Source organism: Methanobrevibacter thaueri (assembly GCF_015062915.1).
Lineage (GTDB): Archaea > Methanobacteriota > Methanobacteria > Methanobacteriales > Methanobacteriaceae > Methanocatella > Methanocatella thaueri_B.
The window spans coordinates 1-26,329 of the sequence record NZ_SUTJ01000021.1 but is presented as its reverse complement, the minus strand read 5'-3'; the positions used below and the strand labels follow the sequence as shown (position 1 = coordinate 26,329).

The following is a 26,329-nucleotide window of genomic DNA, read 5'->3' as shown; positions in this document are numbered from 1 at the left end:
TAAACTTATGTTCATACCTATGTTTGTGCAATTCATCCACGACTTAAAAGAAGTCATGGTATTCTTGCACTACTAAGATAAAAATATTAAAAAACAATGAGAGACAATCTCTCATTTGCCTTTTTTTTTTAAATGGTTTGAGTGTTGGCAGAAATTATTCAATTTTGATTTTATCCTTTTGTTTGTATCATATAGGATAAATTTCACTAAAAGTTGTAGATATTTTGAAGTGTGTTATGCCAACAGCAACATGAAGCTGGTCAAAAGGAACCAAAAGTTGCATAATCCTGATTCACTTTTGCTGCTTGGTGAGGTTAAAGAGGGCGAAACTGTAAAGGAAATTTTAGAACCAAGCTATATTGACATACAACAAAAATTGATTTGATTTTTGCGTAGTGCTTTTAGTAAAAAAAGATAGTTATAATAATTTAATCAATTAACTAAAAAAAGAGTCATAAGTTGTGCAGGTTCACCTCGCTTTGGTTGCGAGGTGTCTTTTTGCACTTTTTTTCTGAATTTCAAGTGTTTAACCTCCAAATATTAGTTGAATAGACTTGCGATTTTTTTGAAGAGTTTTGAGAAGCATCCTGTTGGTGCCATATTCTCCACCTCCTGTGTTTTTTTGTTTTTTATGATCGTTTATTGGAATAATTTTGCAATTCTTTGGAAGAGTTTTGAGAAGCATCCTGTTGGTGCCATGTTCTTCACCTCCGTGTTATTTTTTGTTTGTTTTGTTTTTAGTTGAATAATTCTGCGATTTTTTTGAAGAGTTTTGTGAAGCATCCTGTTGGTGCCATGTTCTTCACCTCCGTGTTAATTTTTTTTTCGTTTGTTTTTTTAGCTGAATAGTTTTGCGATTTTTTGGAAGAGTTTTGTGAAGCATCCTGTTGGTGCCATGTTCATCACCTTTTTTTTAATTCATGTTCGACAGCAGTTTACATTTTTTTTGATCTTTACGGAAGACCATAATGTTAATTTTTGTCACGTTTTGTTGTGGTGAAGTTCTCGTTTGATTTGTTTTTAGAACTTCTCACACCTACTTATTAGTATAAAAAAGGTCATATATAAAGTTTTTCGAATGTAAGTGGTTACTTGCATCTTAAAATGATAAAATAAGCAATTTTAAATTATAAAATTAAAAAATAATAAGTTTAAAAAGTTAAAATCAAATTAACAGTATTTTCCTTTGTTTTTTTCATGATTATTAATCAATCTTATAAATAATAACAGTAAAAAATGAGAGTAAAATGACTAAAAAAAGAAGGAATGGAGAGTATCCATTCACAATCAACTTACAATGACAGTTGACTCATATTTTAGACTTTTTTGGATAGTATATTGCCAAAACCAGTGCAATCACTATCACGAAAGTTGCAATCAGGCTTGATTCGGGTCCGAATGCCCCTCCTCCTATGATTGATGAGGAGGTCTGTGTGAATTTTATGATTGAGGATGTTTCAATTCCGCTTACATTGAATCCCAAAAGGAATCCCTGTGTGAAGTTCCAAATTGTGTGAATGCCGCAGCATACCCAAATGCTGTCGAACCTTAAAAACAGGACTGCTAACACAAGGCCCATCAAGAATATATTAATGATTGCCATGACATTCAGGCCGTTGTTCATCATGTGGGGAATTATAAACACGATGCAGCTGATTATGATTGCAGTGATTATTGAATGGTTTTTTGAAAAGTATGTCAGGGTCCATCCTCTTGTATAGAACTCTTCACCAAATGACTGGATGGCAAAACAAACTAGATATGGGATGAAAAGGTATGCGCAGCCAAAATCAAAGCCGGTAAATCTATACTGGCCTGAAATAATGCCTATGGCCACGACAGCCAAAAACATCACCAGCCCTATCAGAAGTCCTTTGGCAACTGACATCAATGCGTTTGGCGAAAATCCAAAGCTTTCAAGGCTTCTTTTTTCAATCCTGCGTGATAGGAGTATCATGAAAAATGGTGCCGGAATGAATGCCAAAAGGCTTAAAAGCACAGTCACATCATTTGAAGGGTTTTTAACACTAAAGTTCAAGATTAAACCAATAATTCCCATCAGTATCATTAGAACAATGAACCAGCCTATGAAGAGAGCCACTTCTTTTACTGGTGAAACATTTCCGGTGTGTTTTCGCGCTTCGGTTACTGTTTTTGAAGATTGTGCAAAATCGTTAATTCTTGATAACATCAATAATAGTTTAGTTTCTTAAATTATTATACATTGCTATATGAAAATATAAAAGTGTTTCACAACAAATATAATTTTGATGATGAAACTAGCAATTCCATTCAAGGGTAAAATCGGTCAGATAATACTTGTTTTTGCAGGTCTGGTGATTGAAGCCTACGGTCTTTTGATGGTGCCTCAGTATACCGGAAGAATAATTAACGAAGGCATTCAATACGGCAATATCAATGCAATATACAGTATTGGAAGCATGATGATTTTAATGATTGGAATTTCGGCTGCAGGCCATATTCTAAGTGCATATTTCTCTGCAAAATTCTCAACAAGCTATGCTCGTGACTTAAGGGAAATGGCATATGAAAATGTTATGAATTTTTCAAACAATGAGCTCAACAGCATTTCAAGGGCATCTCTCATTACAAGAATAACAAATGACATCAATCAGATTGAAACCATTATCCTTTTGGGACTTACTATTGTTGTCTTTGCACCGATTTTAGGAATTGGAAGTATCATAAAGGCATTTGAAATTAAAACAGACTTGTCATGGATTATAGTCATTGCATTTATTGTGATAATGATTTTTCTTTTTGTTATCGGCGCAAAGGTGCTTCCAAAATTCAACACCCTTCAGCAATACATGGATGGAATCAACCAGAACGCAAGGGAAATCCTTATCGGAATGCCTGTAATCAAGGCATTTGTCAGACAGGACTTTGAAAAGGAAAAATTCGAAAAGACAAACAGGAAGTACCTGGAGCTGAACCTCAACATTTACAGGAATCTTCTTCCGATGCAGCCCCTTCTTATTTTAACACTGAATATTATGGTTGTTGCAATTATCTATTTCGGATCATATGAAGTCTCAAGCGGACTTATACTGACCGGAAATCTGGTTTCATTCATACAGTACTCAACACAGATTGTGGTTGCATTTGCAATGATTGGAGTGTTCATGATAGCCATTCCAAGGATAGTCGTCTCCGGAAGACGTGTAAATGAGATTCTCGAAATAGAACCTGAGATTAAAGATGGGGAACTTGCAGAAATTAAAGAACACCCTACTATCGAGTTTAAGAATGTTTCATACACTTATCCTCAAAGCGAAACAGAATCCATAAAAAACATTAATCTGAAGCTCGAGCCTGGAAAGACAATAGGCATTATTGGAGGAACCGGAAGCGGAAAATCAACAATAATCAACATGATTCCTCGTTTCCATGATCCGACATCAGGCGAGATTCTCATTGATGGAGAAAACATCAAAAACTTTAAGCTAAACTCATTAAGGGATAAGATATCCCTGACTCCACAGAAATCCCTGCTCATGGAGGGTACTGTAAAATCAAACATGATTATAGGAAAACATGATGCAAGTGACGGTGAAATTGAAGCTGCTCTTGGAAAGGCACATGCCGATTTTGTCGAAAGCCTTGAAGATGAGGTCTCACAGGGTGGGTCCAACTTCTCAGGAGGCCAGAAACAGAGACTGTCCATTGCAAGAGCCATTATGAGGCATCATGATTTCTATCTTTTCGATGACAGCTTCTCGGCACTTGACATGAATACCGAAAAAATCATCATGGACAATCTGAAATCTGATTTGAAGGCCTCATCAGTGGTTATCGTATCCCAAAGGATTTCAACCATTAAGGATGCCGATGAAATAATCGTGATGGATGATGGGGAGATAATCGACAGGGGAAATCATGGTGAGCTTTATGAAAACTGCGATATCTACCGTGAAATCTTCGACACCCAATCAAATGTTGTGGGAGGTGGATTATAATGGAAAACGAAACACCTCTGGATAAAAGAAAAGAGATGAAAAACATCATATCACTTCTCATGGAGCACAAGTTCCGCTTTGCATTCTCACTGATATGTGTGATAATCTCCACTGTGTTAACAGTTATTGCACCGGTGCTCATTGGTGATGCGGTTACAATAATCTTCAACGGTGCTAATAATATCCTGCACGGAACAGGGACCATGGACTTTGTCTCATTGCGCAATATCCTTTTAACCGTATTGGTCCTCTATGTAGCCAGTTTCATATTCTCCTACCTGCAGAGTTATTTCATCATTCAAATCTCCTCAAACATCGCATATACATTAAGGGAGAGGGTGGTAAGCAAAATCCTCAGCCTGCCAATGAGTGAAGTTGACAAAAACAAGAGAGGAGATATCCTTTCAAGACTTACAAACGACATCGACAATTTGACTTCAGGGATAACCGAATCCCTCATGGAAATGATGACCATTTCAATAACTCTCGTGATGTCATTTGTGATTATGGTGATGATCAATGTCTGGATGGCTCTTCTGATAGTATTTTTAATTCCACTTTCATTCATACTGATTGGAATAATTGTTAAATTCTCACAGGACCATTTCAAATCCCAGCTGGAAGTGAAAGGAGAGCTCAACTCAAAAATCGAGGAAAGCATTACAATCCATGAGGTTCTGCGTTCATTCAATTACCAGGACATTTCCATGAATAGTTTCAAGGAGAACAATGCCAGATTATTCGAGGATGAATGGAAGGCGAACTTCTTTGTAAGCCTCATATCTCCGTTAATACAAATACTGACATATCTCGGATACGTTGCAATCGCAATATTCGGAGGAATGTTCGTCATTCAGGGAGTATTCCCAGTGGGAAGGATAATCACATTCATGCAATATGCTGAAAACTTCACAAGTCCCCTTGAACAGATGGCAGGCGTAATGGGAGTGGTAATGACAGCACTTTCATCAAGCGCAAGAATCAGCGAATTTCTGGAATATGATGATGAGGAAAATCCATCATCAAAACAAATTTCCGAACTGAATGATGAGATAACATTTGAAAACGTCAGTTTCGGTTATGTTCCAGGTGAAAAAATCATTGACGATTTCTCATTGACCGTTAAAAAAGGCCAAAAGATAGCAATTGTTGGAGGAACAGGTGCGGGTAAAACCACACTTGTGAAACTCTTCATGAAATTCTATCCGATTGATTCCGGTGAAATCAAAATTGATGGAGTAAACATTAATGAATACGACAATCATTCCTTCAGATCAATGGTGGGAATGGTTCTGCAGGATTCATGGCTGTTTTCAGACACAATTGAAAACAACATCAGATATGGGAATTTGGAAGCCACAGAAAATGAAATCGTTGAAGCCTCAAGACAGGCACATACCGACAATTTCATAAAACAGCTCCCAGACGGATACGATTCACAGCTGAACGAGGATACGGACAACATTTCCCAAGGCCAGAAACAGCTTTTAACAATTGCAAGAACAATTCTTTCAAAAAAAGAGATACTGATACTTGATGAAGCCACATCCAACGTCGATACAAGAACCGAAAAATTCATTCAGGACGCAATGAACAATCTTATGGACAACAGTACCTGTTTTATAATTGCTCATAGGCTGTCAACAATAACAAATGCCGATAAGATAATTGTTCTTGAAGATGGTCGGATAATTGAACAGGGAACTCATGATGAGCTTTTAGCAAAAAAAGGATATTATTACAATACTTTAAATCAGCAATAGTTAAAAAGAGTATAGTTGTGCAGGTTCACCTCGCTTGGTTGCGAGGCGTCCTTTTGCACCTTTTTCTGAATTTCAAAGGGTTTAAAACCAAATATGCATGTTATCGCCTCCTGTGTTTTTTTTTGTTTTGTTTTTAGTTGAATAGACTTGCGATTTTTTTGAAGAGTTTTGTGAAGCATCCTGTTGGTGCCATGTTCTCCACCTCCGTGTTATTTTTTTCATGTTTTGTTTTTAGTTGAATAGACTTGCGATTTTTTTGAAGAGTTTTGTGAAGCATCCTGTTGGTGCCATGTTCTCCACCTCCGTTTTAATTTTTGTTTGTTTTGTGTTTAGCAGAATAAACTTGCGATCTTTATGAAGAGTTTTGCGAATCCTAATACTGGAGCCATGTTCATCACCTTTTTTTTAATAATTCATGTTCAACAGCTGATTACATTTTTTTGATTTTAATGGAAGATTACTAATATCATTTTTTTTACCTTTTGTTGTGGTGAAGTTCTCGTTTTATTTGTTTCTAGAACTTCTCACACCTACTTATTAGTATAAAAAAGGTCATATATAAAGTTTTTCGAATGTAAGTGGTTACTTGCATCTTTAATTGGCAAAATAAGTGATTTTTGGAGGATTTTGATTGATTCTTCAGGATTTATGCCTCAGAGGTGATGAAAAAGCTATTGGAAATAATTTGAAATTACCTAAAGGAAAATTCAGGAACCTTGAATGCAACTGCATATTTGGAAGGGATATTGGAGCATACAACACTTGCATACATAGACGCAGGTACAGCTATGCCAACGCCAACATGGAACTGGTTAAATGAATCAAAAGTTGAATGATACAGATTCACCATTCTGGTCAGTGAGTTGATGAGGAGATATTGTAAAAGAAATATAATAAGCCAGTTTCATTTAAACACAAACCAAATTATTTTAATTGAAATTTAAAGAAAGTTAAATCATTAAAATTAAATATTAGTGGATTATAAATTGATTTTAGCATTTTAAAAAGAGTAATGGAATGGGCCCGACGGGAATTGAACCCGCGACATCAAGGTTAAGAGCCAAGCGCTCTGCCAGACTGAGCTACGGGCCCCATTGAAAATTTTTTTAACTACATTAGTATTTTATTTTTTACCTTATTTAACTATTTTGTTTTGATTAGTTGGGTTTTTAAAAACAGTGAAAAAATCAAAACTCAAGGAGTTATTTTTCTAAATATCTTTGATTAAAAGTTAGGTATTGATTGTTTTAATTAATGTTTTTTCTAGTTGTATTCATTTTAATCAATCGACTTTTTACAAATTATTAAGTATAATAATTATTAATTTTAGATTAATTTATTTTATAGTTTATATCATTAAGTTATCAAATAAATTATCATTATTTTAATTAAAACGATATCTTTAAATATAACTTAAACACAATATATTATTAGACACATGTAACTTGTGAAATTTTAAATGTGTCTAGACTATCACCAATGAGGTTAAAAATTATGACTGAAGAAAAAATGAATAATAAAAAGGAAAAATTGCCATTTGCCAAAAACGAAGTGTACCGTCTGATGAGAGATAATCTTGACAGTGACAAGATGATCAAGGACCAGGTAAAAGTCGAGATGAATAAGTTCCTATACGCAATCTTGAAAAATGTATGTAAACAGCTGAACGAATACCCTTACACAACTGTCGATTATGGAATGTTTAAGGAGTGCATTTACCCATACCAGAACATTGAAAAAATCAACCAGGAAAAGGAAAGAATCCTAATGCATTTGGATGCCATTAAGGCTGATTGTGATGCATTAGCAATGGATGTTGAAAAAAGCTTAAGGTTGAAAGACACTGTTGAAAATGACTCAATAGCTGATTTTTCAATCCCTGAAGAAAAGGAGGAATGATTATTATGGCAACATGTCCTAATTGCGGTTCAATAGTTATGGAAGGAGATCCTTACTGCTCACATTGCGGTGCTCACTTTAGATGGGACGATATTGATGATGACGAGGACTCTGATGATTATTTCTAATGAGAATGGCTAATAAGCTATTCAAAAAAATTGGATAATGGAGCATGCAACATCTGCATGATAGGATTGATGCATTGCTGCACCAATTCCTCCATGAATCCGGTTAAAATTAAGAATATATGATTATACAGAATCTATTTAGTTTAACTCCATTTTTTTTAAATAAATTATTGGTAATTTTTTTACTATTTTATTTTTAATAATGTATAAATTGAACAATGTTTATTATTTATTAGGTATAAACTAATTAGCATGAAAAAGTTTTTGAGTGTATCATTAAAATTCCAATGGAAGACAATATTGGTTATTTTCGCGCTAATAGCTGTTCAGACATTCTTTCAAATGCAAATAATTGACCTGTTCGGTGATGCTTTGACAGGAGTTAAACAGCAGAATGCCGATTTGCTTTTCAAATCAGGATTGAATATGGTAGGGTATACAATCCTTTCAATGATTGCCCTTTATGCGGTTTCTTTACTTTCAACAAGAGTGGCTTCAAATGCAGCATATAAAATCCGTGAGAAAATATTTCATATTCTGATGAACCTGCCTGATGAGGAAATTGCTCAATTTAAAATTTCAGGGCTAACTACACGGTCAACCAGGGGTATGTCCTCAGAACAGGGATTTTTAGTGATAATACTCGAACAGTTAATACTTATTCCCGTTACATTCATAGCAGTCGTATATGAAATAGCATTGATCGATACGTCTTATGCGATATTCTTCTTGGTAATGATTGCTATTATTTCCATGATCATAATTTTGAGAATGAAAAAAATTGTAGAAATATTTTTCAGAGCTAAAAAGACATACGGAATGCTAAACCAGTTATTCCTATCCAAAATCAGTGATATAGCGGATAAAATCCCATATAATAAACAGGAGTATGAGGCTGAATTTGAAAAGGCATGTGAGAATTCATATGATAAAAACGTTAAGTATATTTCTAGTCAATATTACCTGGGGCCACTGTTAATGTGGGGTTTATATTTCATTGTTTTGATTACATTGGCAATTGTTAACTCCGGATACTCAATCGGCTTTGAAACAGACAGCGTATTTGACTCATTCATTATTCTAATGTATATTGCCTACTTCATTGGTACCTTGGGCCCTATTCCAGCATTGATTGACAGGTGGCCACGTGCATATGCCACTTCAGTGCGTTTAGAGGAAGTCCTGACTATTGAAGATAAAATCATAGACTCCAAAAACACAAATGATATTCCAAAAGCAATAGAAATTGTTGAGGAGGATATTGTCTGGGGGGATAAGGACATATGGGCTGAAAGAAACGACATCCTGGACAAATTCAGGGACATATTAAACGAGGACAAGATCAAAATAATAATATCAATTATTTTGCTTACGGTATCCACATTGTGTATGGTTTATGCCCCTAAAGTTGCAGGAAAGACTGCTGATTTATTGCTTTCTAATTCAAATACATTCAACGACCCTTCAGTATATATCAATCTTGCCATATTGATTTTATTATATTCAGGAGGATATCTCTTAACAATACCTACAAAGAAAATCATGGGAACTATCGGTGAAAAGGTAGCATATAATTTAAGAATGAAATTATTCGATAAGCTCGATGCTATCGGTTCAGGATACATTAAAGAAAATTCAAAGGGACTTATATTTTCCAGATTAAACAACGACGTGATGAACATCCGTGAGTTTGTCTCTTCCCGCTTTTCTGATATTTATGCACAAATTCTATCAATAATCCTTGTAATTGTATTTATGCTGATGACAGACTTCAGATTGAGCCTGGTATATATTGCGATTTTGCCGGTTTATGCCATTGCATTCTATTTATGTGATTATAAATCTAGAAATTACTACGACGGTCATCAAAAGCATTTAGGAAGATTAATGGGCAATTTTGAAAGAGGTTTCTCAAATCGAAATTCATTCCATGAAAAAGGATTTGAAAAACTCAATCAGACTGTAATTGACTATTATACTAAATCCAAAAATGTCACTAATGTCATGGTGCCTGTTACAACCTTTTTAACAAACATAAGTAACATCACTGTTTATATGGCAGGTATTTACTTCCTATCAGTTAATGAGATTCAGCTGGGAACTCTATTGGCGGTTATCATGTATGGACAATTACTGAATAAGCCTATTAAAAAACTAAGTACCTCTATGGCCTCCATTGAAACTTCATTTTCAAGCATCAAAAGGATATTTGCCATCATTGACTATAAAAACGATGAATGATTGTTTGTTGTTAAAAAAAGTTAAAAAACATAGGATTCCTATGTTATTTGTATTTTTTAATAAATGCCCATGCGATAATGGCAGTTATAATAACGGATATCACATTAGCAATCATTGAAGGTAATCTTAAGCCCTCAGGGGCCTGCAGTATGTATCCGATTGCAATTAATGTACAAGCTATTGCAGGAAGCAATGCAATAATGTATGGTTTTTCTTTTTCGATTAGATAAGCGCTTGCGGCATATAATACTATCATCGCCACAATCAGCTGAGCCCATGCAAAATATCTCCAAATCATGCTGAAATCAACAAATGTCAATGCAAAAGAAATTATAAATAATGGAACTGCTGTTTTAAGTCTTGAAATCAATTTTTCATGATTTAGATGGAGTTCATCAGCAATGGTTATTCTTGAGCTTCTAAGTGCAGTGTCACCGGAGGTAATTGGACATATAACGACTCCAATTATTGTTAAAACCAAACCGATTGGTCCGACTAGTGCGCTAGCTATTTCATAGACTCCTACTGAAGGTGTGGCACTGTATATTGCTGCCAGCTGTGGCTGACCATGGAAGAATGCCATTGCAATAGCTGCCCAGCAGAGTGCAACAAGACCTTCCAAAACCATTGATCCGAAAAACACCGGTCTTGCATCCTTCTCATTTTCAATGCATCTTGCAACAATCGGTGACTGGGATGCGTGAAATCCGGAAATCGCTCCGCATGCAATTGTGACAAAGAGATACGGGAAAATGCTCTTATCGGTCAAGTACAATCCCTGTGTAGTGAACTCGGGAATGGGGTATGCAGGATTTAGAATTAATGCTCCTGTCATCAGTACAACCATAATCAGCAATAATGCTCCAAAAATAGGGTATACCCTTCCCATGATCTTATCAACCGGAAATATGGTTGCAATCAGGAAATAAATGAATATTATTACAATCCATATAAATGTGCTTATGTTAGTTAAGCTTGTGAGTAAATCGGCCGCTCCTTTTGCAAAGGTTGCTCCAACAAGAATTCCAGTAACTATGATGAGAAATGCCATGAACTTCTGGACGGTACTTCCCAAATACTTTGAAATAATGTTTGGCAGTGTTAATCCGTCATTTTTAAGAGACATGAACCCTGAGAAGAAGTCATGGACGGAACCAATGAAAATTGTTCCTAATGTAATCCAAACAAAAGCGGCAGGACCAAACAATGCACCTTGAATCGCTCCAAAAATAGGTCCTAAACCTGCAATATTTAAAAAATGAATTAAAAAATTCTTAATTGTGGACATAGGCATATAATCTACGCCGTCCTGCAATCTAAATGCAGGTGTTTCGTGTGTTTCATCAACACCACTAATTCTTTCAATAAATTTCCCATATATGAAGTATGAAGCAATCAATGCTAAAAAACAAATTATAAAACTGATCATTGTTTATTATTTTTAAAGTTATATTATAAAAAAATTTTGCATATTAGTTAATTTTCCATCCAATTCCCTTAACATACTCTTCAACATATTCCTTGTCTTCCTTATTGAATGTTGCATATTCAAATGTGAAGTTTGTCATAGAATCGCTGATTTGTTTTCTTTCAGCTATTTTAACATCAATGACGCCTTCAATATGCTCAAACATTTTAATCAAGAATTTCTCATCACACTGGCAAGGCATCTCGACGGATAAGTGGAAGCGTTCCAGTTTAATGTTTGCTTTTTTCCATTCAAAGACTTCCTTTGCAGATAATATGTCAATATTGGATAGTTTAAGTTCTATCTCTCTGTCACTTTCCAATATCACGAATTTTGAAGTGACCTTTTTAACGGTGCCAACATGGGTGTTTCCGGTATATAAGTCTTTCAAACCCACTTCATTACCAATGGATTTTGTCAGGATATTGGCCTTTTGGCTCAGCATACCTATGGCCTTATCGGAACGCACAAGCGCCTCTTCACGTTCGTCCATATGGTTGGATGATTCAATAATGTTTTTCACAAAATCCTCTTCCCTGCCGTCCTCGATTAGTTTGGAAAGGTATGTGCTCTCTTTAATCAAGGTTTTCCTGGCATAATCTGTTTCCTTGTTGTTTTTCTGAATTGAATAGTAAAGGTAAGGGTTTTGATATACCACACGACTTACCATATCCATCATCAGGCTGTAGACTGGGCTTGAAAATGAGCGGGACCTTTTAACGTTAATGTTCATCTTCCTGATTGTTGAAGCAAGTGTAATGAATGAAAAGTGAGTCAGGCCCTGAACGATGCTCATGTACTTGTCATGCTCCTGAGGAGTGGTGATGACAATCTCGCATTCTGATTCTGTGAGATATTTTTTAACACGGTCAAGCCAGGTGTTTGCCCTGTTTTCAATAGGGGTCAATACGATAATCTGCCTTTCGATTGAAGGAACACGTGGCCCAAACATTGGATGGCAAGGCAATATCTCCACGTTTTCAGGTGCATATTCCATAAGGGCTTCGGCAGCTTCAGTTTTCACGCTGCATACATCCATCAGTAATGATCCTTCTGGCGCATGAGGAGCCACTTCCTTTATGGTTTCCACCATGTATTCTATGGGAACGCAGAAAATCACGATGTCGGCATTTTGCACTGCTTCCACGTTATCTGTGTTATAATCAACATTCAATTCCTCTGCAACTTCCCTTAGGGAATCTTCATTAGGGCTTGTAATTGTTATGTTGAAATTATCGTTTAAGTGTTCAGCTATCCATCTGCCAAATCCTCGTGTTGCGCCAATAATGGTCATGTTATCCTTTTCAATCATGATGTGCCTCATTAACATTAACAGTATAATTAGTTATATTTTTAACTTTCGATATATATTTGTTTTAATGGTGATGACAAGTGATTTTAACAAGGTTTTTTAATTTATCATATTATTTGTTTTTAATAAGTTCTTTCAGCTCACTTATTTCATCATGCAGTTGCTGGTTTTCTTTTCTGATTGCATCAAGTTCACTTTTAATATTTTCGGACTCTTCATCCATTCTTTTTTTAACCTCTTCAATGCCGTCATCCTCGTTTTCAATCATGTTGTCTGTCAGATAGGATGAAATGGCCGCTGTGATTGTTGAAAATATAACTATTCCAATCAGAATCAGTATCATTGTCAAAATCTTCTCATTATATGTCTGAGGAGTTATGTCCCCGTATCCGACAGTGGTCAGTGTCACTATGACGAAATAGAAATAATCGAAAGGATTGTAGCTGGTTCCGAATACATAAAACAGTGCTGTGAATGTAAGTATGATAATTGCTATTGCGATTATGATTTTGTGAAACTCTGTCTTTTTGAAAAAGTCTTCAACGGATCCCATTTGCGCAAAGCTTATCACCCTTATTAGCCTTAACAGTCTAAGATATCCTAAAATTGATCCTGGAAAATTGATAGGTATGAACAGTTCGATTATAAAATCAAATGGTATTGATGCAATCAAAAGCAGGAGGTTGTCCCGGTCAAGAAGGAACTTCTTCTTTGACGGTGCTTTGGCTAAACCATAAAAGAACTCTCCCAAAAGGATAATACAGACTAAAAGGTCAAAATTTTCAATGTGGGCCATTGTGGGTTCTGAAACATTCAGAATGAGTGAAACCGTAATCAGTATAAAGTCAAAAATTATAATATATGGTAAAATTTTGTCATACCACAATTGCCATTTTCCATTACTGGATTCATTCATTTTTCCTAAACCTCATTTAATGTACCTTTTGTAGAATATTATTATTTTTTCTTTTTGTTGCTTAATATTTTTTGTTAATTTCCATGGGATATCCCAGTATTTTAAGAATCCCTCTTCTAAGATGATGGATTTAATGGCCATTTCAAGTGGATGAATACAAATATTATTTAGGAGAATGTATAAAAATATTATACGAAAAAATTATCGAGGAAAAATATCATGAACAGACACTCCTGCAGCGATTGCAGAATCATGAACTGCAAACTCCAAGACAAGCAATATCCTAAATTCTGTCCCACAAAAGAATTGACAAGTGACGAAATAACAGAAATTGAAAAGCTGTATAATGAGGACAACAACAGGGAGATATCACGTATATCCGCTGAAATCGAAAATGATTTTTACTGTAAATACACAAGAGTTGAGGAAACAATAGAATTCGCCAAAAGAATGAAAATGAATAAGATCGGTATTGCAGCGTGTGTCGGACTGGCGGAGGAAAGCAGGACATTTGCAAAAATCCTTGCCAAGCACGACTTTGAAGTATATTCAGTTGTGTGTAAAGTCGGTGCGATGAAAAAAACTGAAGTGACAGGATTGGACGAAGAAAAAACAAACGTAACTGGAAATGTAATGTGCAATCCGATACTGCAGGCAAAAATACTCAATGATGAAAAAACAGATCTTAATGTGGTAATAGGATTATGCGTTGGACATGACAGCTTATTTTACAAGTACTCAGATGCATTATGCACTACTCTTGTTACAAAAGACAAGGTGCTTGCACACAATCCCGTGGGAGCACTATACCAAACCAGCACATATTATAAAAAGCTATTAAATGATTAAAAAAGAGTAAAAAAAAGAAAAAATTGCAATTCACTCGATTGTGATGCATTCGTTTGGACAGATGTCCACACAGGTTTCGCAGTAACTGCATTCTTCCGCATCAGTGATGGTCAATTTTCCGTCTTCAAGAATTAGGACTTCCATCGGACAGACGTCTGTGCAGTCGCCGCAGTTATCACATTTTTCGCTATCTATTGTAATGTCAGCCATTTTTCATCCTCCAAAAATATAAAAAATGAGTATGCTCAGCATACTCTGTGTCCGCAACATTTTTCAGGGTCATGTGGAATGTTCGGGTCATGGTGGTCCGGATATGGTTTTCCGCATGTGAGTGGTCCTCTTCCACGAGCGGAGCCGCAGCATCCTCCCATTCTTTTGTTGTGGTTGAGTATTGCATCAATATCCAAATCTTTTACTTCACCAACGTACTCTATGGTTTTGCTGTGGCATTTTGGACACATTTCATGTTCACCATTTAAGGTTATCCAGTTGAATCCACATTCTTTACAGACATATTCTAAATTATCAGCCATTCAAATCATCTCCTATTGTATATTGCATAATCCTCTTCCTTGAAGTGGTGAGCCACATTCAGGGCATGTTTTTGTTCTGCATGGCACTCCTCTAACTTTAGGTTCTGTGTAGCCACAGTTAGGGCAGCTGCAGGTATCGTTTGACATTTGAGTTCTTTTATTGTTTGCGTTCAATTTGCGAATGTTTGTGGATTTGCAGTCCGGGCATTCCTCATATTCTCTTTCGGGGTTTGACCATTGAAAACCACAGTCTTCGCATAAATACTTGTTCGGATCAATCATTGTATCACCTTTGACGATAACTATTGGTCGGCCTTCAATTAGAGAAGTGGCCAGTTTCTGTCTTGCTGAGTTTAGTATTCTGTGGAATGTTGATTGTGATATTCCCATGAACTCTGCAGATTCTGTCTGTTTAATGTTATGGTAGTCTTTGAACCTTATTGCCTCAAACTCATCTACTGACAGTTCAATTGGTTTCAGACTCTTATTCAACTCATGCCTGTGACATGTAACTACTCTTCTCATTCTTTTAGGTCTTACCATAATGCTCTCCCCAAATTTATCTTCAGGTATTATGAATATATATTCATAACTACTATATAAATGTTGGGTTCAAAAATAGTGGAAGGCACATGTTTAGAAAAATATAATTGTCAATGACTTATGAATTAGATAAGCTGAGGTTTAGATAGAAAATTTAAAATAAAAAATAATTTAAAAAAAAAGCTCACATTAAAAAAAGATGAATGAGAGAAAAACTCTCATTGCTTAATTTTTCTATCCTGCAGCCGCAGTGTCAGCAGGAATACGACTCCCATAATGATGGCTGTAATCTGCATTACAAATGCCATTGTCTCCTGTATGATGAGGTTTACAACATCAACAAAAGTACTGTTATCTTTAAGGTTATCTGCAGTACCTGCTTTCTGTAAGTAGTTGAATAAGTCCATATGGAATTGTTCGTCTCCTGAATGATCAGGTGCATAAGTGTCAACAGCGGTACCGACACCACCTATAACTCCAAGAATTAGAATAATTCCGATAATTGCTGTACCCATTGATTCACCTAATGATGTACCGGTTGAATTGATACCGGATGCGTTGTTTTGACTTTCCGCTGGAATGTTCATCAATGAGACGTCAGTACATAATGCCATGATGAATCCAAGTCCTGCACCTAACACTAATAATCCTGGAAGCAAGGTCCACATTGTTGTATTGAGTGTGAACTGATAGCTTAGCATCAGACATCCGATGATTGCCATTATACATCCTATTGCCATGACTTTCTTGTGACTCAATTTTGCGGTCATGCTTGGAGCCAATATTGCAAATATAAGCAAACCGATAGTCAATGGAAGTGTGGTTAAACCAGTATCGAATGCATTTAACTGCAATACAGTTTGCAAGAATAGGGAAACAGCAAACAATGCTCCTCCCATAGCAAGATAGCTTAATAACAATATTATAGTTCCAACACGCAAGTTTCTGTCTTTAAATAATGCCATATCAAGTAATGGCACTTTACCATTTCTTTTTCTTCTGTTTTCAAACCATCCGAATAATGCCAGTGCAACTAATCCTAAGACAATTACAATCACGCTTGTGTTGAAGTCTTTGGATAGTGACAGGATACCTAGAACCAATAGGACAAGACCTATAATTGAAATTATGGAACCTGTAATGTCCAGATCGCTTCTGGATTCGGTAGGTGTGAATTCAGGTATTCTGTTTCTCATTATTAGGATAATGAAAACGATTATTAGTTCACATGCGAATCCATATCTCCATGAGAAAAATGTTGTCATGACTCCACCGAATAGCGGACCGACAGCAGCTGCAACTGAACCCATTACACCAACAATAGCCAATGCAACTGTACGTTTGTCTCCTGAGTATGTTCCGCTAATGATGGAAACGGTAGCAGGCATCATCAATGCTCCGGCAATACCTTCTATAACTGCCCATCCGATAAATAGCATTGTAGCACTTGTACTTACAGCGGCGGTGAATGTACCGACACCATAAAGTGCTGTACCGATTAGGAACAGTTTCTTTTTACCGACTATATCTTGAAGCTTTGCGCTGAGCAGCATGAATGCTGCAGTGATGAGAGTGTAAAATGACATTGTAGATTGAATGGTACTCACATCAGTATTCAGGTCAATTACAACCTGGGAAATACTCACATTCATGAATGTAGCGTCCAAAGCTATGATAAAGGAAGCAAGAGCCACCACTATAAGTGGAATCCAGGAATGCTCCTTAATAGTTTCATTCATTTGTTAATCCTCCAAATTATATTAATAAACTTTTATTCCATGGATTAATAATTTCAAATCCACTTGATATTACTATTTATCTGTTTCAATATATATTTGACTATTTTTTTAGTTTTATTAATTAAATTTGAATAAGATGTGTAACATATTAACAAATTAGTTATTTTAATCATTTAAACCACATTTTCAAAATATTCTGTTCAAATAGGCTAAATGTTAAGATTAAAATATGTGTATTAATAAAAGTATTAATATGGAAATTTTAAACATTGTCTGTGAATTAGTCGTTCCAATTTTAATTTTTGGCGTATTGTTTGCAGTTGGGAAAGTCATTTATAATAAATTGGCCAACAGCAACAGCAGACTTTTAAATCCAAAGGAATATCTTCCTATAGAGGAAATCGAAACATTAAAACAGGTTTATTACCTTATCATGATGTTGATCTTTTTTATTTTCATATTATACATAATGGTAATTGATGGTAATGAGATACTTCCTATTGCTGTCCTGCAAATTATCATGTCCCTGTATATTGCCTTAACTTTGGATTATAGCTCATTGAATAAGAAGATATTGTTTTTCCTTTTGGTGCCTTACGAGTCCATAATGTTTTTAGTTTCAAACCAATATCTTACATTGTGGCCAATTTATATAATTCATGTCCTCGTTTATGCATATTTCATTAAAGTGTACTTCGACAAATTCAGACAATACACCGAGACAAACGGCCTTGGAATCACAATCATATTATTATTTGTTATTATTGTTGTCAGTTTCATTGTCACAATATTTGCAGAAGGCGTTGAACCTTTAAACTCAATGGTAATGGTTTCAAATGCTTTTACAAGTAACGGATATGCAATACTTGGACAAACAGGCATAGGTAAGTTAAACAGTTTGCTTTTGGTTTGGAGCGGATACATCCTATCAGGTGCAGGTACTGCAACACTGACAGCTGCAATTTTAATGAAACATAATCATAAACGTGAAAAAGAGCTAAACGAACGTCTCGATAAATTGGAATCATTAATTAAAAATAATCAAAAATAAGATATGGATTTCTCCATATCTCTTAATATCTTTTTTTGCTAAAATCTCTTCATGAGACTCCTTTTAAATTACATTGCTTCTTCAAGAACAATAATCCTGTAATCATTTTGTTATTATTGACTGCCTTGCACAATTTTAAAACAAGCATTATTTCCTGAAGGAGTTTAAACTTATTATTTTTTAATTTAATAATCTAAAATCACTTATTTTATAATTTAAAGATGCAAGTAACCACTTACATTCGAAAAACTTTATATATGGCTTCTAATATACTAATAAGTAGGTGTGAGAAGTTCTAAAAACAAATAAAACGAGAACTTGACCACAACAAAACGTGAAAAAATGGCATTATAAGGTCTTCCCGTAAAGATCAAAAAAATGTAATCTGCTGTTGAACATCAATAATATAAAAAGGTGATAAACATGGCTCCAACAGGATGCTTCTCAAAACTCTTCAGAAAAATCGCAAGTCTATTCAACTAAACACGAATGAAAAAATAACACGGAGGTGGGTAATATGGCCCCAACTGGATGCTTCTCAAAACTCTTCCAAAAGATCGCTAATCTATTCAAATGAACACGAATGAAAAAATAACACGGAGGTGGGTAATATGGCCCCAACTGGATGCTTCTCAAAACTCTTCCAAAAGATCGCTAATCTATTCAAATGAACACGAATGAAAAAAATAACACGGAGGTGGAGATTATGGCTCCAACAGGATGTTTCAGTAAACTCTTCAGAAAGATATTCGGATGAACATGAACTAAAAAAATAAAGATAGGAGGTGGAGATTATGGCTCCAACAGGATGTTTCAGTAAACTCTTCAGAAAGATATTCGGATGAACATGAACTAAAAAAATAAAGATAGGAGGTGGAGATTATGGCTCCAACAGGATGTTTCAGTAAACTCTTCAGAAAAATCTTCAGATAAAACACAAATAAAATGAATTAAATATTTGGAGGTTAAACACTTGAAATTCAGAAAAAAAGTGCAAAAGGACACCTCGCAACCAAAGCGAGGTGAACCCGCACAACTAGACTCTTTTTTTTTAATTAACATTTATTAATAATGCTTTTTTTGCTAAATCTTATTTTTTCAATTCGGCTAAATTCTCTTTCAATAGCTTATAGATGTTTTCCGCACCGATGATTTCATCATCACTGACCTTCCAGCTTGAAGGGTACAGTATGAATGGCTTGGATTGGTCTCCACCAGCCCCTCCGTGGCTTCCAACCAATTCCTCAAAGGCACAAACCTCATCGGCTTCAGCATCATAGAAACTGTTGACCAGAATATCTGGGGTGTGTTCAAATGAGCTGGTTCTTTTAAGGTGTCTGACAATATTGTCTCCAAAGCCTTCAAGAGGGTTTTCACCATCAATTTTATCGCTGTCCAAGTAATATGTTCCATTCTTTCCAATGGCCAAGTCTCCATGTTCCTTGGATTTGACTAGAATAAAGCCGACATACTCATTATTTATGATTCCAGGTATCAGTTCAGGGAAATAGCTGTTGAGCTCCTCATATGTTAATCTTTGACTCCATTGTGTCAGATAAATCATTGCAAGGTTACCTGAAGCCAAAACGATAACCTCAGAATCACTTAATTCCTTAGCTTCCTCTTTCTCTTTTTCGATTTTCTTGTTTTTTCTTGCAAATGGAGTGTAGTCCCCTACGAAATGGTCATCATTTGACTCCATTTTCGCAAATATTGTCATGTCTTCCGGAAGCAATGATTTTACAAAGTCCTCAAAGCTTTGACCATACCTTTGGGTGAATGTAGCACCGTTAGTCTGACCGTGGTCGGATTGAATGACAAACTGATAATCCCTTGGGGAGTACTTATTCGCATCAGTCAGGTGTTTGATTTGCTGATCCATTTGCCTTAAGGCTATCCATGCGTCACTGTCCCTGACACCGGAGTGGTGTGCTATTTCATCATAACCAAGGTATGTGGAGTATGCAACATCAACATCCCCCACCATCATGTCTCCGATTAATGTGGAAGTGTTGATTTCTCTCATGAATACATTTGTGGCGGCTCTTGTTGGAATGTACATTATTCCACGGTTTATTCTTGGCCTGACGTTCCTTAGGGAATGTGTGATCTGTGACCAGATTTCACGTATAATGTCACCAAAGAACAATGCGATAATACGTGCGAAATTGCTCGGATTGGAGAATACTGAGTACCATGCCTTATTGTACAGTTTTTCAAAGTCCATGATTTTACTGAAGGTAAATATTACGTTGTCGGTATCTCCTGAGAACAGGTTTGACCTGCTTGCTCCATTATCCACAAGCAATCCGTCCCCATTTGAAATCCTCTGTTCTAATTCAGGCACTTTTGTGATTCCTGAACATTGCATCATCTGATTGCTGTTGCTTTTTTCAATCCATCTGAATGCAACAATGCCTTCGTTATTTCCGTGAAGGATTCCGGCCTGGCTTGCACCGGTTTGGGATGATAAGTCGGTTTCCCACATTCTGAGAGTATAATCGTTGCTTTCAATCATTTCCTTCATGGTAGGCATGTCACCCTGTTCGATGGCTTCGCATAAGACATTGTATGCAAGTCCGTCGATTTCAACAATTATAACTCCAGGATAATCCTTGATATTGGTTTTTCTTTTCTTTTCAGCATCCCTTAACACAGACCTGTAATATGAACTGTCATCATCAATGGTTATCAATGCTGAAAGTATGGTTGTAACGGCGGCCATGGCCAACGGCGCAAGGATGATTGCACTGCCGTGTACAGTTATTCCAAATAATGGTGCGAAAAACTGAAGCAGCAGTCCGTTTAATATTAATGTTCCGATACCGAAGGTTAAAACCAGAAACGGCATTGCGATTCTTGTTAGAAGTGGCCATAGTATTGCATTTATTAAACTTATAAACAGAACTAGATAGATAATGCTGCCAAAATGACCAACGCTGACTCCTAATTCCAGATAACTTATCAGATATATTCCTATGACATTCCCGATAAATACGATTAAGCTTCTTTTCAAGCTTCTTTTTGGGGTTTGTTTTTCTTTAATGATTTCCATAGTAATCGATCCTCTTTATTTATTAATAGTTCCGCTCACTTATATGGGTAATTTATCTGTGTATTGCTCTATTCCAGATTTCACATCATTTAAATTTACACCAGTCTTTTCCTCCACTGTGGATTTAACATTGTCAGTGTAATTTCCGGCTTTGGACTGCAAATCATCAGTAAAGTTATTCACTTCATTTATGGCATTGCTTAAATTGTTCTGTTTAGGATAGACATTCTTGTATTGCACTGATTTTGCCATATGAGCAGCTATATTCTTGTCGTTAGAGCAAATTAGAATATTGTCATGTGTTGTTTCATTGGACAGTGGTATGCAATAGAACTTGCCTTTATAGTTCACTTTGATGATTTCAAATATATGAATCTCTATCAGCTCATCGGCATTGATCACATAGCCTTCAAAACCGTCAATATCCTGCTTTTCTCCATTTTTTATTATATTATTCAAGCTATCGAATCCCATTTCACTCACTTTAATGAGGCTCTGGTCTTCATAACTGTTGTATGTAATCAGTATTCCATTTTTCCAGTTCCAAACCTTTGCACTTTCAATCTCTCCAGCAAATTTGGTTTCATTGGCCGGAACCTCTATGCTTGTTCCGTTTGGTGTTATCTCAATTCTTTCATAATTCACTGTAGTTAAAATTACAAAAAGAATTCCCGCTAGAATGATTAGAATTATTATTGCGATTATAATTTTCTTTCTGTCCATTAATCCTACCTCATTAGTTTTTTGCGAGTAATAAATTATTTTTTTTCATCAACATTTGCTGATTGTATTATTATGACCATCAAAATTGAATGAAACAATCATTTATAAATTAAAGTTTATGTTTTATCTTTATAATGCAAGAATGCCATGACCTCTTTAGGTCGTGGATGAATTGCACTGTTGTGTGTACTATCTTTTTTTAATAACTTTTATCATTTTTATTTATTTATTTATTTTGTGTTTTTTTTGGATGTTATTTTTTTTTACATGATTTTTTTCAGTATGCATTTTTTTTATGTTGATTATAATATTGTTTTGAGTGTGAAAAATTGTTCTGAGTATGTTATTTGATTATTATCCAAATGCTCTTGCTCTTTTTTTATATATAACTAATTTACAAAGGATATGTTGTGCAATATTAATTGTGGGTTTAAAAAAAAGAGTCAAAAAGAAAAAAAATTTCTTTTAGTTTCTTTTTTTTAGATCATGAATAATCAAGAATGTAAACTGTGAATAGGATGTGGATTTATGGGTGATTTTATTCGAGGATTGATTGTTAAACTTCATGTAACTCCCGAACAAGAAGTAGAATTTAAAAAGAACTATGGTTGTACTCGTAAAACATATAATGAACTTTTAAGCAAATACAAAGCCGAACATGGTGAGGATTCTACTGAAATTCCAACTCAAAAAGAATTAAATCAATTCTTAAAAGAAACTAAAAAAGAATTACCCTACCTAAACGATACAGAGTCCACCAGTCTTCAGCAGGCACGTGATGATTTGCATAAATCTTTTAAAAATTGTCATAAAAGCAAAAGGCATAATCCTCCAGTTTATCATTCTAAAAAGAAAACACGACCTAGCTTCAGACAAACCGTGCGAAAAGATAAAAGACCAGTAGAAAACAACACACTAACATTAAGAAAACATGGAAAAGTAACATTCAGCACAAGCATAGAATATCTGGATTTACTAAACCACCCAGACACTAAATTCAACAGCATAACAGTATACTATGATGGATTAAATCACTATGCATCATTCAACATAGAAACAAATCCACCAGAACATCTAGAATTAACTGAAAAATACATTGGGTGTGATATTAATTCCAATAAAAATGGATGGTTAGTCACAAGCGAAATGCAGAAGGAATTTTTTGATGTTGATCATGAAAACCAAATGATCAAACACATCAACAAATTAATGTCACGATGCAGAAAAGGAAGCAGGCGATGGAAAAAACTACAAAAAAGACTACTAAAATGGTACAATAAAAGAACAAACAAACTAAAAGACTATATTGAAAAATTAACCTTTCAACTAGTTCAAGAATACGATACCATAGTCTTTGAAAAAAACTACTCAACTATCAAAATTTTAATTGGGGGAGAGCAGAATATGATATTTCCACTATCAAGATTCATACAAAGACTAAAAGACAAATTCCTACTCTACAAACCCGAAGCAGACGGTGTACAATTCGTAAAAAGCCATAACACAAGCAGGACATGTCACCACTGCGGACACATAAAAAAAGAGTTAAAAGTCAAAACACGCAAATGGAAATGCACAAACTGCGGAAAAACACATGATAGAGACATAAACGCCGCAATTAATATACTAAACCGCTGGTTCAACGGGGATAGCCTGAAAAAACATTTAAATTAACCAATCAAATGAAAAAAATTCAGGAATCCCCACCCTCTTTAAGGGTGGGGTGGTTCAATATCATGTTAAGTACCTAAATTAGTGAATAAGTAATATTTTTTAAGCAAATTTAAATATAACTTTGTTAATAAATATTTAATATCTCTTATTAGAGTGTTTAAAAAAAAGTTAAATTGGATGATAATATGGAAATAATGGAAATAATTAAGGATGCTTTCGTATTCCCATCAAAAAACATTAAAGTATTACTGATTTATGTTGTCTTAGCTCTACTGGTTGGACTATTCTCCTTTATGGGAGTATTGGTATACGCATTTGGAACCGTTGTTCCTGAATGTTTTTTATGGGGTGGACTAGCAATTGTACTTGCAATGGTAATCGGCTGGCTGATGTCCGGTTATTTAATCAGCGTTATTAAATCCGGAATTGACCTTGATGACAATGTTCCTGAGTTTGTATGGTGGGATAATTTCATCACAGGTTTTGACAATTTCATCGTCTCAATCGTTTACTTCGCGATTCCTGCTTTCATCGTTATAGTTATGGGATTTGTTACAAATGTTTACGGCAATATAATGACAGTTGCTAATGGAATTGCCGCAGAGGCACAAGGAGCTTACTTGGGAACTTCTGCTATTGCATATGATGCAATGTCCCAGGCAATGGTCAACCTGGTAATGTCTTTAGCTGCCACTCTTACTGTTGCTTTTGTTTTATTTGTAATCTTTGCATTCCTTCAAACTATGGCAGAAGCAAGATTAGCGAACACTGGCAGTTTAGGCGAAGCTTTGAATGTTTTTGAAGCTGCAAAGGACATTAAAAGAATTGGTATTGGTAAAGTAATAGCATTGATCTTATTGGTTATAATAATTACTTGCGTTATTAATATGATTTTATCCGCAATATATAGCTATGTGCCATTTTTATCAATTATTTCAATTGTTGTATCTCCATACCTTGTATTCTTTGCACAAAGAGCTGTTGGATTATTATATTCTGATATAGCTTAATATTTTAAGCTATACTCTTTTTTTCTTTTTTTAATTTTAATTAATGATAATTTTTTAAAAAAAATAGTATAAGCAATCAAAAGATTGCTTATTTAGTTTTATTCTGCAACGTATAGTCTTACACCTTGGATGATTAGACATACACCAATAAGGATTGCTGCATAAAGCGGATTGGTAAGTGAAAGTCCTCCAAGGGCGAATGCAATAATACCCAAGAGTATGATTAATATTGAAGCAATTTTTGACATTCCTTGTGCGAATAATCCGGTAATACCTAATAAGATCATTATGATACCAATGATATAGAATTGGAATCCTAAAAGGAATGACAATGCATCGATTTGGAATATGAATAACAAACCAAATATGATTGCTAGAATTCCAACAATGACATTGAATGCGGAAAATCCGCCTAATATTGATGCAATACCTAAGACTACTAAACTTACACCAATCATGATGGATACTAATCCTGAACTAAGAATAGGAAAAATTAAAAAAATCAATCCTAAAACAATGGATAGTAATCCAGATGATTTATTAGCTTCCATGTTTTTTCCTCCATTTTGTTATGTTCACTCTTTAGTGAAACTTTTAATAATACAAAAGCAGCAATTGTGCTTTCATAAGTATAATTTATTTTTGACTATTATTAACTTTTGTCTTTGAAGTTATTATTATTGACAGAAAAAATATTGTCTAATTGGAATTAATGTGTGTGTTTAAAAAAAATAGAAGAGGAATAATCCTCCTTTAAAATTATTTGCTAATTTTTAATCTGCCCTTTTTTTGAACCTCTCCAGCTTGTAGAAGCTGGAGATTCTTAGGCCATACCTACTGTTTTGTCAAGGCCTTTCCATTCGTAATAATATTCGAATTTTCCTTGACCAATAGGCATGAAATCTACTAAGCATAGCACCATTGAACCAGTGGCGCGTATAGCTTCGTCTAAAATATTTTTTGCAGCGTTAATATCTCTTTGATTTATGCTGTGGCAGTGTGGGCATTCCCATTCTCTTTCATCACGACCTAAGCTGTGATTTATTTCACCGCAGACATTGCATCTTTTACTGGATGGGAACCATCGATCGATTTGTACAAATTTACGTCCGTACCATTCTGATTTGTATCGTATCATTTCAATGAGTTTTCCCCAGCCTATTTCATGAATGTTTCTGCTTAAACTACCTTGACGAATCATTCCTCGTATGTTTAATGTTTCCATTGCTATGAATTCACAGTGTTTTACAATATTGTAGGATATTCTATGATAATAGTCGCTAACGACATTGTTTTTCTTGTTTATCCACTTGTGGAGTTTTTTTTTAGTGTTTTTTTCCAGTTGGAACCACCTTCCTTTTGGCATGATAGTTTTTGTTGGTAATATTGTATTCTACGGTTTATTTTTTTTAAATCGGGTTTGTGTATGACTTTTCCGTTGGAAA

Annotated in this window: 23 protein-coding genes and 1 tRNA gene; 11 read left to right on the top strand and 13 right to left on the bottom strand. The window is 35.1% G+C overall.

Going from position 1 to position 26,329, the window contains the following annotated elements; translation table 11 throughout:
* Positions 1 to 250: 250 nt before the first annotated feature.
* Positions 251 to 385 (top strand): hypothetical protein, encoded by a 135-nt coding sequence (locus E7Z78_RS09320; protein WP_303724904.1) that lies wholly within the window; start codon positions 251 to 253, stop codon positions 383 to 385.
* A gap of 924 nt (positions 386 to 1,309) precedes the next feature.
* On the opposite strand, the gene E7Z78_RS09315 is transcribed toward E7Z78_RS09320, so the two are convergent.
* A complete protein-coding gene (locus E7Z78_RS09315; protein WP_303724903.1) occupies positions 1,310 to 2,191 on the bottom strand; it encodes a CPBP family intramembrane glutamic endopeptidase in 882 nt (293 codons plus the stop codon).
* A gap of 79 nt (positions 2,192 to 2,270) precedes the next feature.
* Here E7Z78_RS09315 and E7Z78_RS09310 point away from each other — a divergent pair, with 79 nt between their 5' ends.
* From E7Z78_RS09310 to E7Z78_RS09300, 3 genes are all read left to right on the top strand, one after another.
* The gene (locus E7Z78_RS09310; protein WP_303724902.1) at positions 2,271 to 3,980 is read left to right on the top strand and encodes an ABC transporter ATP-binding protein; all 1,710 of its coding nucleotides are present in this window, start codon (positions 2,271 to 2,273) and stop codon (positions 3,978 to 3,980) included.
* On the top strand, positions 3,980 to 5,743 hold the full coding sequence (locus E7Z78_RS09305) for an ABC transporter ATP-binding protein (RefSeq protein WP_303724901.1): 1,764 nt from the start codon (positions 3,980 to 3,982) through the stop codon (positions 5,741 to 5,743). The genes E7Z78_RS09310 and E7Z78_RS09305 overlap by 1 nt, the downstream gene beginning before the upstream one ends.
* Positions 5,744 to 6,374: 631 nt before the next feature.
* The gene (locus tag E7Z78_RS09300) at positions 6,375 to 6,563 is read left to right on the top strand and encodes a DUF1848 family protein (protein WP_303724900.1); all 189 of its coding nucleotides are present in this window, start codon (positions 6,375 to 6,377) and stop codon (positions 6,561 to 6,563) included.
* 198 nt (positions 6,564 to 6,761) lie between these two features.
* On the opposite strand, the gene E7Z78_RS09295 is transcribed toward E7Z78_RS09300, so the two are convergent.
* A tRNA-Lys gene (locus tag E7Z78_RS09295) sits at positions 6,762 to 6,835 on the bottom strand.
* Positions 6,836 to 7,237: 402 nt separating this feature from the next.
* Between E7Z78_RS09295 and E7Z78_RS09290 the strand changes: the two genes are divergently transcribed.
* The 3 genes from E7Z78_RS09290 (at position 7,238) to E7Z78_RS09280 (ending at position 10,011) form a co-directional block, all read left to right on the top strand.
* Positions 7,238 to 7,642 (top strand): hypothetical protein, encoded by a 405-nt coding sequence (locus E7Z78_RS09290; protein WP_303724899.1) that lies wholly within the window; start codon positions 7,238 to 7,240, stop codon positions 7,640 to 7,642.
* Positions 7,643 to 7,647: 5 nt separating this feature from the next.
* Positions 7,648 to 7,770, top strand: a complete 123-nt coding sequence (locus E7Z78_RS09285; protein WP_303724898.1) for a zinc ribbon domain-containing protein — start codon at positions 7,648 to 7,650, stop codon at positions 7,768 to 7,770.
* 252 nt (positions 7,771 to 8,022) lie between these two features.
* Positions 8,023 to 10,011 carry an ABC transporter transmembrane domain-containing protein gene (locus E7Z78_RS09280; RefSeq protein ID WP_303724897.1) on the top strand — a complete coding sequence of 663 codons (1,989 nt, stop codon included), beginning with the start codon at positions 8,023 to 8,025 and terminating at the stop codon, positions 10,009 to 10,011.
* A 43-nt stretch (positions 10,012 to 10,054) separates the two neighbouring features.
* On the opposite strand, the gene E7Z78_RS09275 is transcribed toward E7Z78_RS09280, so the two are convergent.
* The 3 genes from E7Z78_RS09275 to E7Z78_RS09265 all read right to left on the bottom strand — a co-directional run bounded on the left by E7Z78_RS09275 (position 10,055) and on the right by E7Z78_RS09265 (position 13,707).
* The gene (locus E7Z78_RS09275) at positions 10,055 to 11,440 is read right to left on the bottom strand and encodes a carbon starvation protein A (protein WP_303724896.1); all 1,386 of its coding nucleotides are present in this window, start codon (positions 11,438 to 11,440) and stop codon (positions 10,055 to 10,057) included.
* Between the two features lie 43 nt (positions 11,441 to 11,483).
* A complete protein-coding gene (locus tag E7Z78_RS09270; RefSeq protein ID WP_303724895.1) occupies positions 11,484 to 12,791 on the bottom strand; it encodes a prephenate dehydrogenase in 1,308 nt (435 codons plus the stop codon).
* Positions 12,792 to 12,903: 112 nt separating this feature from the next.
* Complete coding sequence (locus E7Z78_RS09265) at positions 12,904 to 13,707, bottom strand: ion channel (RefSeq protein ID WP_303724894.1); 804 nt, start codon at positions 13,705 to 13,707, stop codon at positions 12,904 to 12,906.
* Between the two features lie 219 nt (positions 13,708 to 13,926).
* Here E7Z78_RS09265 and E7Z78_RS09260 point away from each other — a divergent pair, with 219 nt between their 5' ends.
* A complete protein-coding gene (locus E7Z78_RS09260; protein WP_303724893.1) occupies positions 13,927 to 14,556 on the top strand; it encodes a DUF1847 domain-containing protein in 630 nt (209 codons plus the stop codon).
* Positions 14,557 to 14,586: 30 nt separating this feature from the next.
* On the opposite strand, the gene E7Z78_RS09255 is transcribed toward E7Z78_RS09260, so the two are convergent.
* From E7Z78_RS09255 to E7Z78_RS09240, 4 genes are all read right to left on the bottom strand, one after another.
* A complete protein-coding gene (locus E7Z78_RS09255; protein ID WP_303724892.1) occupies positions 14,587 to 14,766 on the bottom strand; it encodes a 4Fe-4S binding protein in 180 nt (59 codons plus the stop codon).
* Positions 14,767 to 14,801: 35 nt separating this feature from the next.
* Complete coding sequence (locus E7Z78_RS09250; protein WP_303724891.1) at positions 14,802 to 15,089, bottom strand: DNA-binding protein; 288 nt, start codon at positions 15,087 to 15,089, stop codon at positions 14,802 to 14,804.
* A gap of 12 nt (positions 15,090 to 15,101) precedes the next feature.
* The gene (locus E7Z78_RS09245; RefSeq protein WP_303724890.1) at positions 15,102 to 15,632 is read right to left on the bottom strand and encodes a DUF134 domain-containing protein; all 531 of its coding nucleotides are present in this window, start codon (positions 15,630 to 15,632) and stop codon (positions 15,102 to 15,104) included.
* A gap of 218 nt (positions 15,633 to 15,850) precedes the next feature.
* Positions 15,851 to 17,371 carry an MFS transporter gene (locus tag E7Z78_RS09240; protein WP_303724889.1) on the bottom strand — a complete coding sequence of 507 codons (1,521 nt, stop codon included), beginning with the start codon at positions 17,369 to 17,371 and terminating at the stop codon, positions 15,851 to 15,853.
* 253 nt (positions 17,372 to 17,624) lie between these two features.
* On the opposite strand from E7Z78_RS09240, the gene E7Z78_RS09235 reads away from it, so the two are divergent.
* Entirely contained in the window at positions 17,625 to 18,422 is a 798-nt protein-coding gene (locus E7Z78_RS09235; protein ID WP_303724888.1) for a hypothetical protein, read from the top strand.
* Between the two features lie 1,090 nt (positions 18,423 to 19,512).
* On the opposite strand, the gene E7Z78_RS09230 is transcribed toward E7Z78_RS09235, so the two are convergent.
* Together E7Z78_RS09230 and E7Z78_RS09225 are read right to left on the bottom strand one after the other, a co-directional pair.
* Positions 19,513 to 21,477, bottom strand: coding sequence for a phage holin family protein (locus tag E7Z78_RS09230; RefSeq protein WP_303724887.1), 1,965 nt, complete (start codon positions 21,475 to 21,477; stop codon positions 19,513 to 19,515).
* Between the two features lie 39 nt (positions 21,478 to 21,516).
* A complete protein-coding gene (locus E7Z78_RS09225) occupies positions 21,517 to 22,200 on the bottom strand; it encodes a hypothetical protein (protein WP_303724886.1) in 684 nt (227 codons plus the stop codon).
* Between the two features lie 528 nt (positions 22,201 to 22,728).
* On the opposite strand from E7Z78_RS09225, the gene E7Z78_RS09220 reads away from it, so the two are divergent.
* Both E7Z78_RS09220 and E7Z78_RS09215 read left to right on the top strand, forming a co-directional pair.
* A complete protein-coding gene (locus E7Z78_RS09220) occupies positions 22,729 to 23,874 on the top strand; it encodes a transposase (RefSeq protein ID WP_303724885.1) in 1,146 nt (381 codons plus the stop codon).
* A 185-nt stretch (positions 23,875 to 24,059) separates the two neighbouring features.
* Complete coding sequence (locus tag E7Z78_RS09215) at positions 24,060 to 24,884, top strand: DUF4013 domain-containing protein (protein WP_303724884.1); 825 nt, start codon at positions 24,060 to 24,062, stop codon at positions 24,882 to 24,884.
* A gap of 98 nt (positions 24,885 to 24,982) precedes the next feature.
* Here the strand turns inward: E7Z78_RS09215 and E7Z78_RS09210 are convergent, their stop codons facing one another.
* Positions 24,983 to 25,435: a DUF308 domain-containing protein gene (locus E7Z78_RS09210; RefSeq protein ID WP_303724883.1), complete on the bottom strand. Its 453-nt coding sequence runs from the start codon at positions 25,433 to 25,435 to the stop codon at positions 24,983 to 24,985.
* Positions 25,436 to 25,707: 272 nt separating this feature from the next.
* Positions 25,708 to 26,250 (bottom strand): transposase, encoded by a 543-nt coding sequence (locus tag E7Z78_RS09205; protein WP_303724882.1) that lies wholly within the window; start codon positions 26,248 to 26,250, stop codon positions 25,708 to 25,710.
* Positions 26,251 to 26,329: the final 79 nt, after the last annotated feature.

Coding starts and splice junctions, on each gene's coding strand:
- E7Z78_RS09225 (WP_303724886.1), bottom strand. CDS start 22,200: ATGGACAGAAAGAAAATTATAATCGCAATAATAATTCTAATCATTCTA.
- E7Z78_RS09310 (WP_303724902.1), top strand. CDS start 2,271: ATGATGAAACTAGCAATTCCATTCAAGGGTAAAATCGGTCAGATAATA.
- E7Z78_RS09210 (WP_303724883.1), bottom strand. CDS start 25,435: ATGGAAGCTAATAAATCATCTGGATTACTATCCATTGTTTTAGGATTG.
- E7Z78_RS09305 (WP_303724901.1), top strand. CDS start 3,980: ATGGAAAACGAAACACCTCTGGATAAAAGAAAAGAGATGAAAAACATC.
- E7Z78_RS09270 (WP_303724895.1), bottom strand. CDS start 12,791: ATGATTGAAAAGGATAACATGACCATTATTGGCGCAACACGAGGATTT.
- E7Z78_RS09245 (WP_303724890.1), bottom strand. CDS start 15,632: ATGGTAAGACCTAAAAGAATGAGAAGAGTAGTTACATGTCACAGGCAT.
- E7Z78_RS09265 (WP_303724894.1), bottom strand. CDS start 13,707: ATGAATGAATCCAGTAATGGAAAATGGCAATTGTGGTATGACAAAATT.
- E7Z78_RS09205 (WP_303724882.1), bottom strand. CDS start 26,250: ATGCCAAAAGGAAGGTGGTTCCAACTGGAAAAAAACACTAAAAAAAAA.
- E7Z78_RS09215 (WP_303724884.1), top strand. CDS start 24,060: ATGGAAATAATGGAAATAATTAAGGATGCTTTCGTATTCCCATCAAAA.
- E7Z78_RS09250 (WP_303724891.1), bottom strand. CDS start 15,089: ATGGCTGATAATTTAGAATATGTCTGTAAAGAATGTGGATTCAACTGG.
- E7Z78_RS09275 (WP_303724896.1), bottom strand. CDS start 11,440: ATGATCAGTTTTATAATTTGTTTTTTAGCATTGATTGCTTCATACTTC.
- E7Z78_RS09230 (WP_303724887.1), bottom strand. CDS start 21,477: ATGGAAATCATTAAAGAAAAACAAACCCCAAAAAGAAGCTTGAAAAGA.
- E7Z78_RS09320 (WP_303724904.1), top strand. CDS start 251: ATGAAGCTGGTCAAAAGGAACCAAAAGTTGCATAATCCTGATTCACTT.
- E7Z78_RS09235 (WP_303724888.1), top strand. CDS start 17,625: ATGGAAATTTTAAACATTGTCTGTGAATTAGTCGTTCCAATTTTAATT.
- E7Z78_RS09280 (WP_303724897.1), top strand. CDS start 8,023: ATGAAAAAGTTTTTGAGTGTATCATTAAAATTCCAATGGAAGACAATA.
- E7Z78_RS09240 (WP_303724889.1), bottom strand. CDS start 17,371: ATGAATGAAACTATTAAGGAGCATTCCTGGATTCCACTTATAGTGGTG.
- E7Z78_RS09220 (WP_303724885.1), top strand. CDS start 22,729: ATGGGTGATTTTATTCGAGGATTGATTGTTAAACTTCATGTAACTCCC.
- E7Z78_RS09290 (WP_303724899.1), top strand. CDS start 7,238: ATGACTGAAGAAAAAATGAATAATAAAAAGGAAAAATTGCCATTTGCC.
- E7Z78_RS09260 (WP_303724893.1), top strand. CDS start 13,927: ATGAACAGACACTCCTGCAGCGATTGCAGAATCATGAACTGCAAACTC.
- E7Z78_RS09285 (WP_303724898.1), top strand. CDS start 7,648: ATGGCAACATGTCCTAATTGCGGTTCAATAGTTATGGAAGGAGATCCT.
- E7Z78_RS09315 (WP_303724903.1), bottom strand. CDS start 2,191: ATGTTATCAAGAATTAACGATTTTGCACAATCTTCAAAAACAGTAACC.
- E7Z78_RS09255 (WP_303724892.1), bottom strand. CDS start 14,766: ATGGCTGACATTACAATAGATAGCGAAAAATGTGATAACTGCGGCGAC.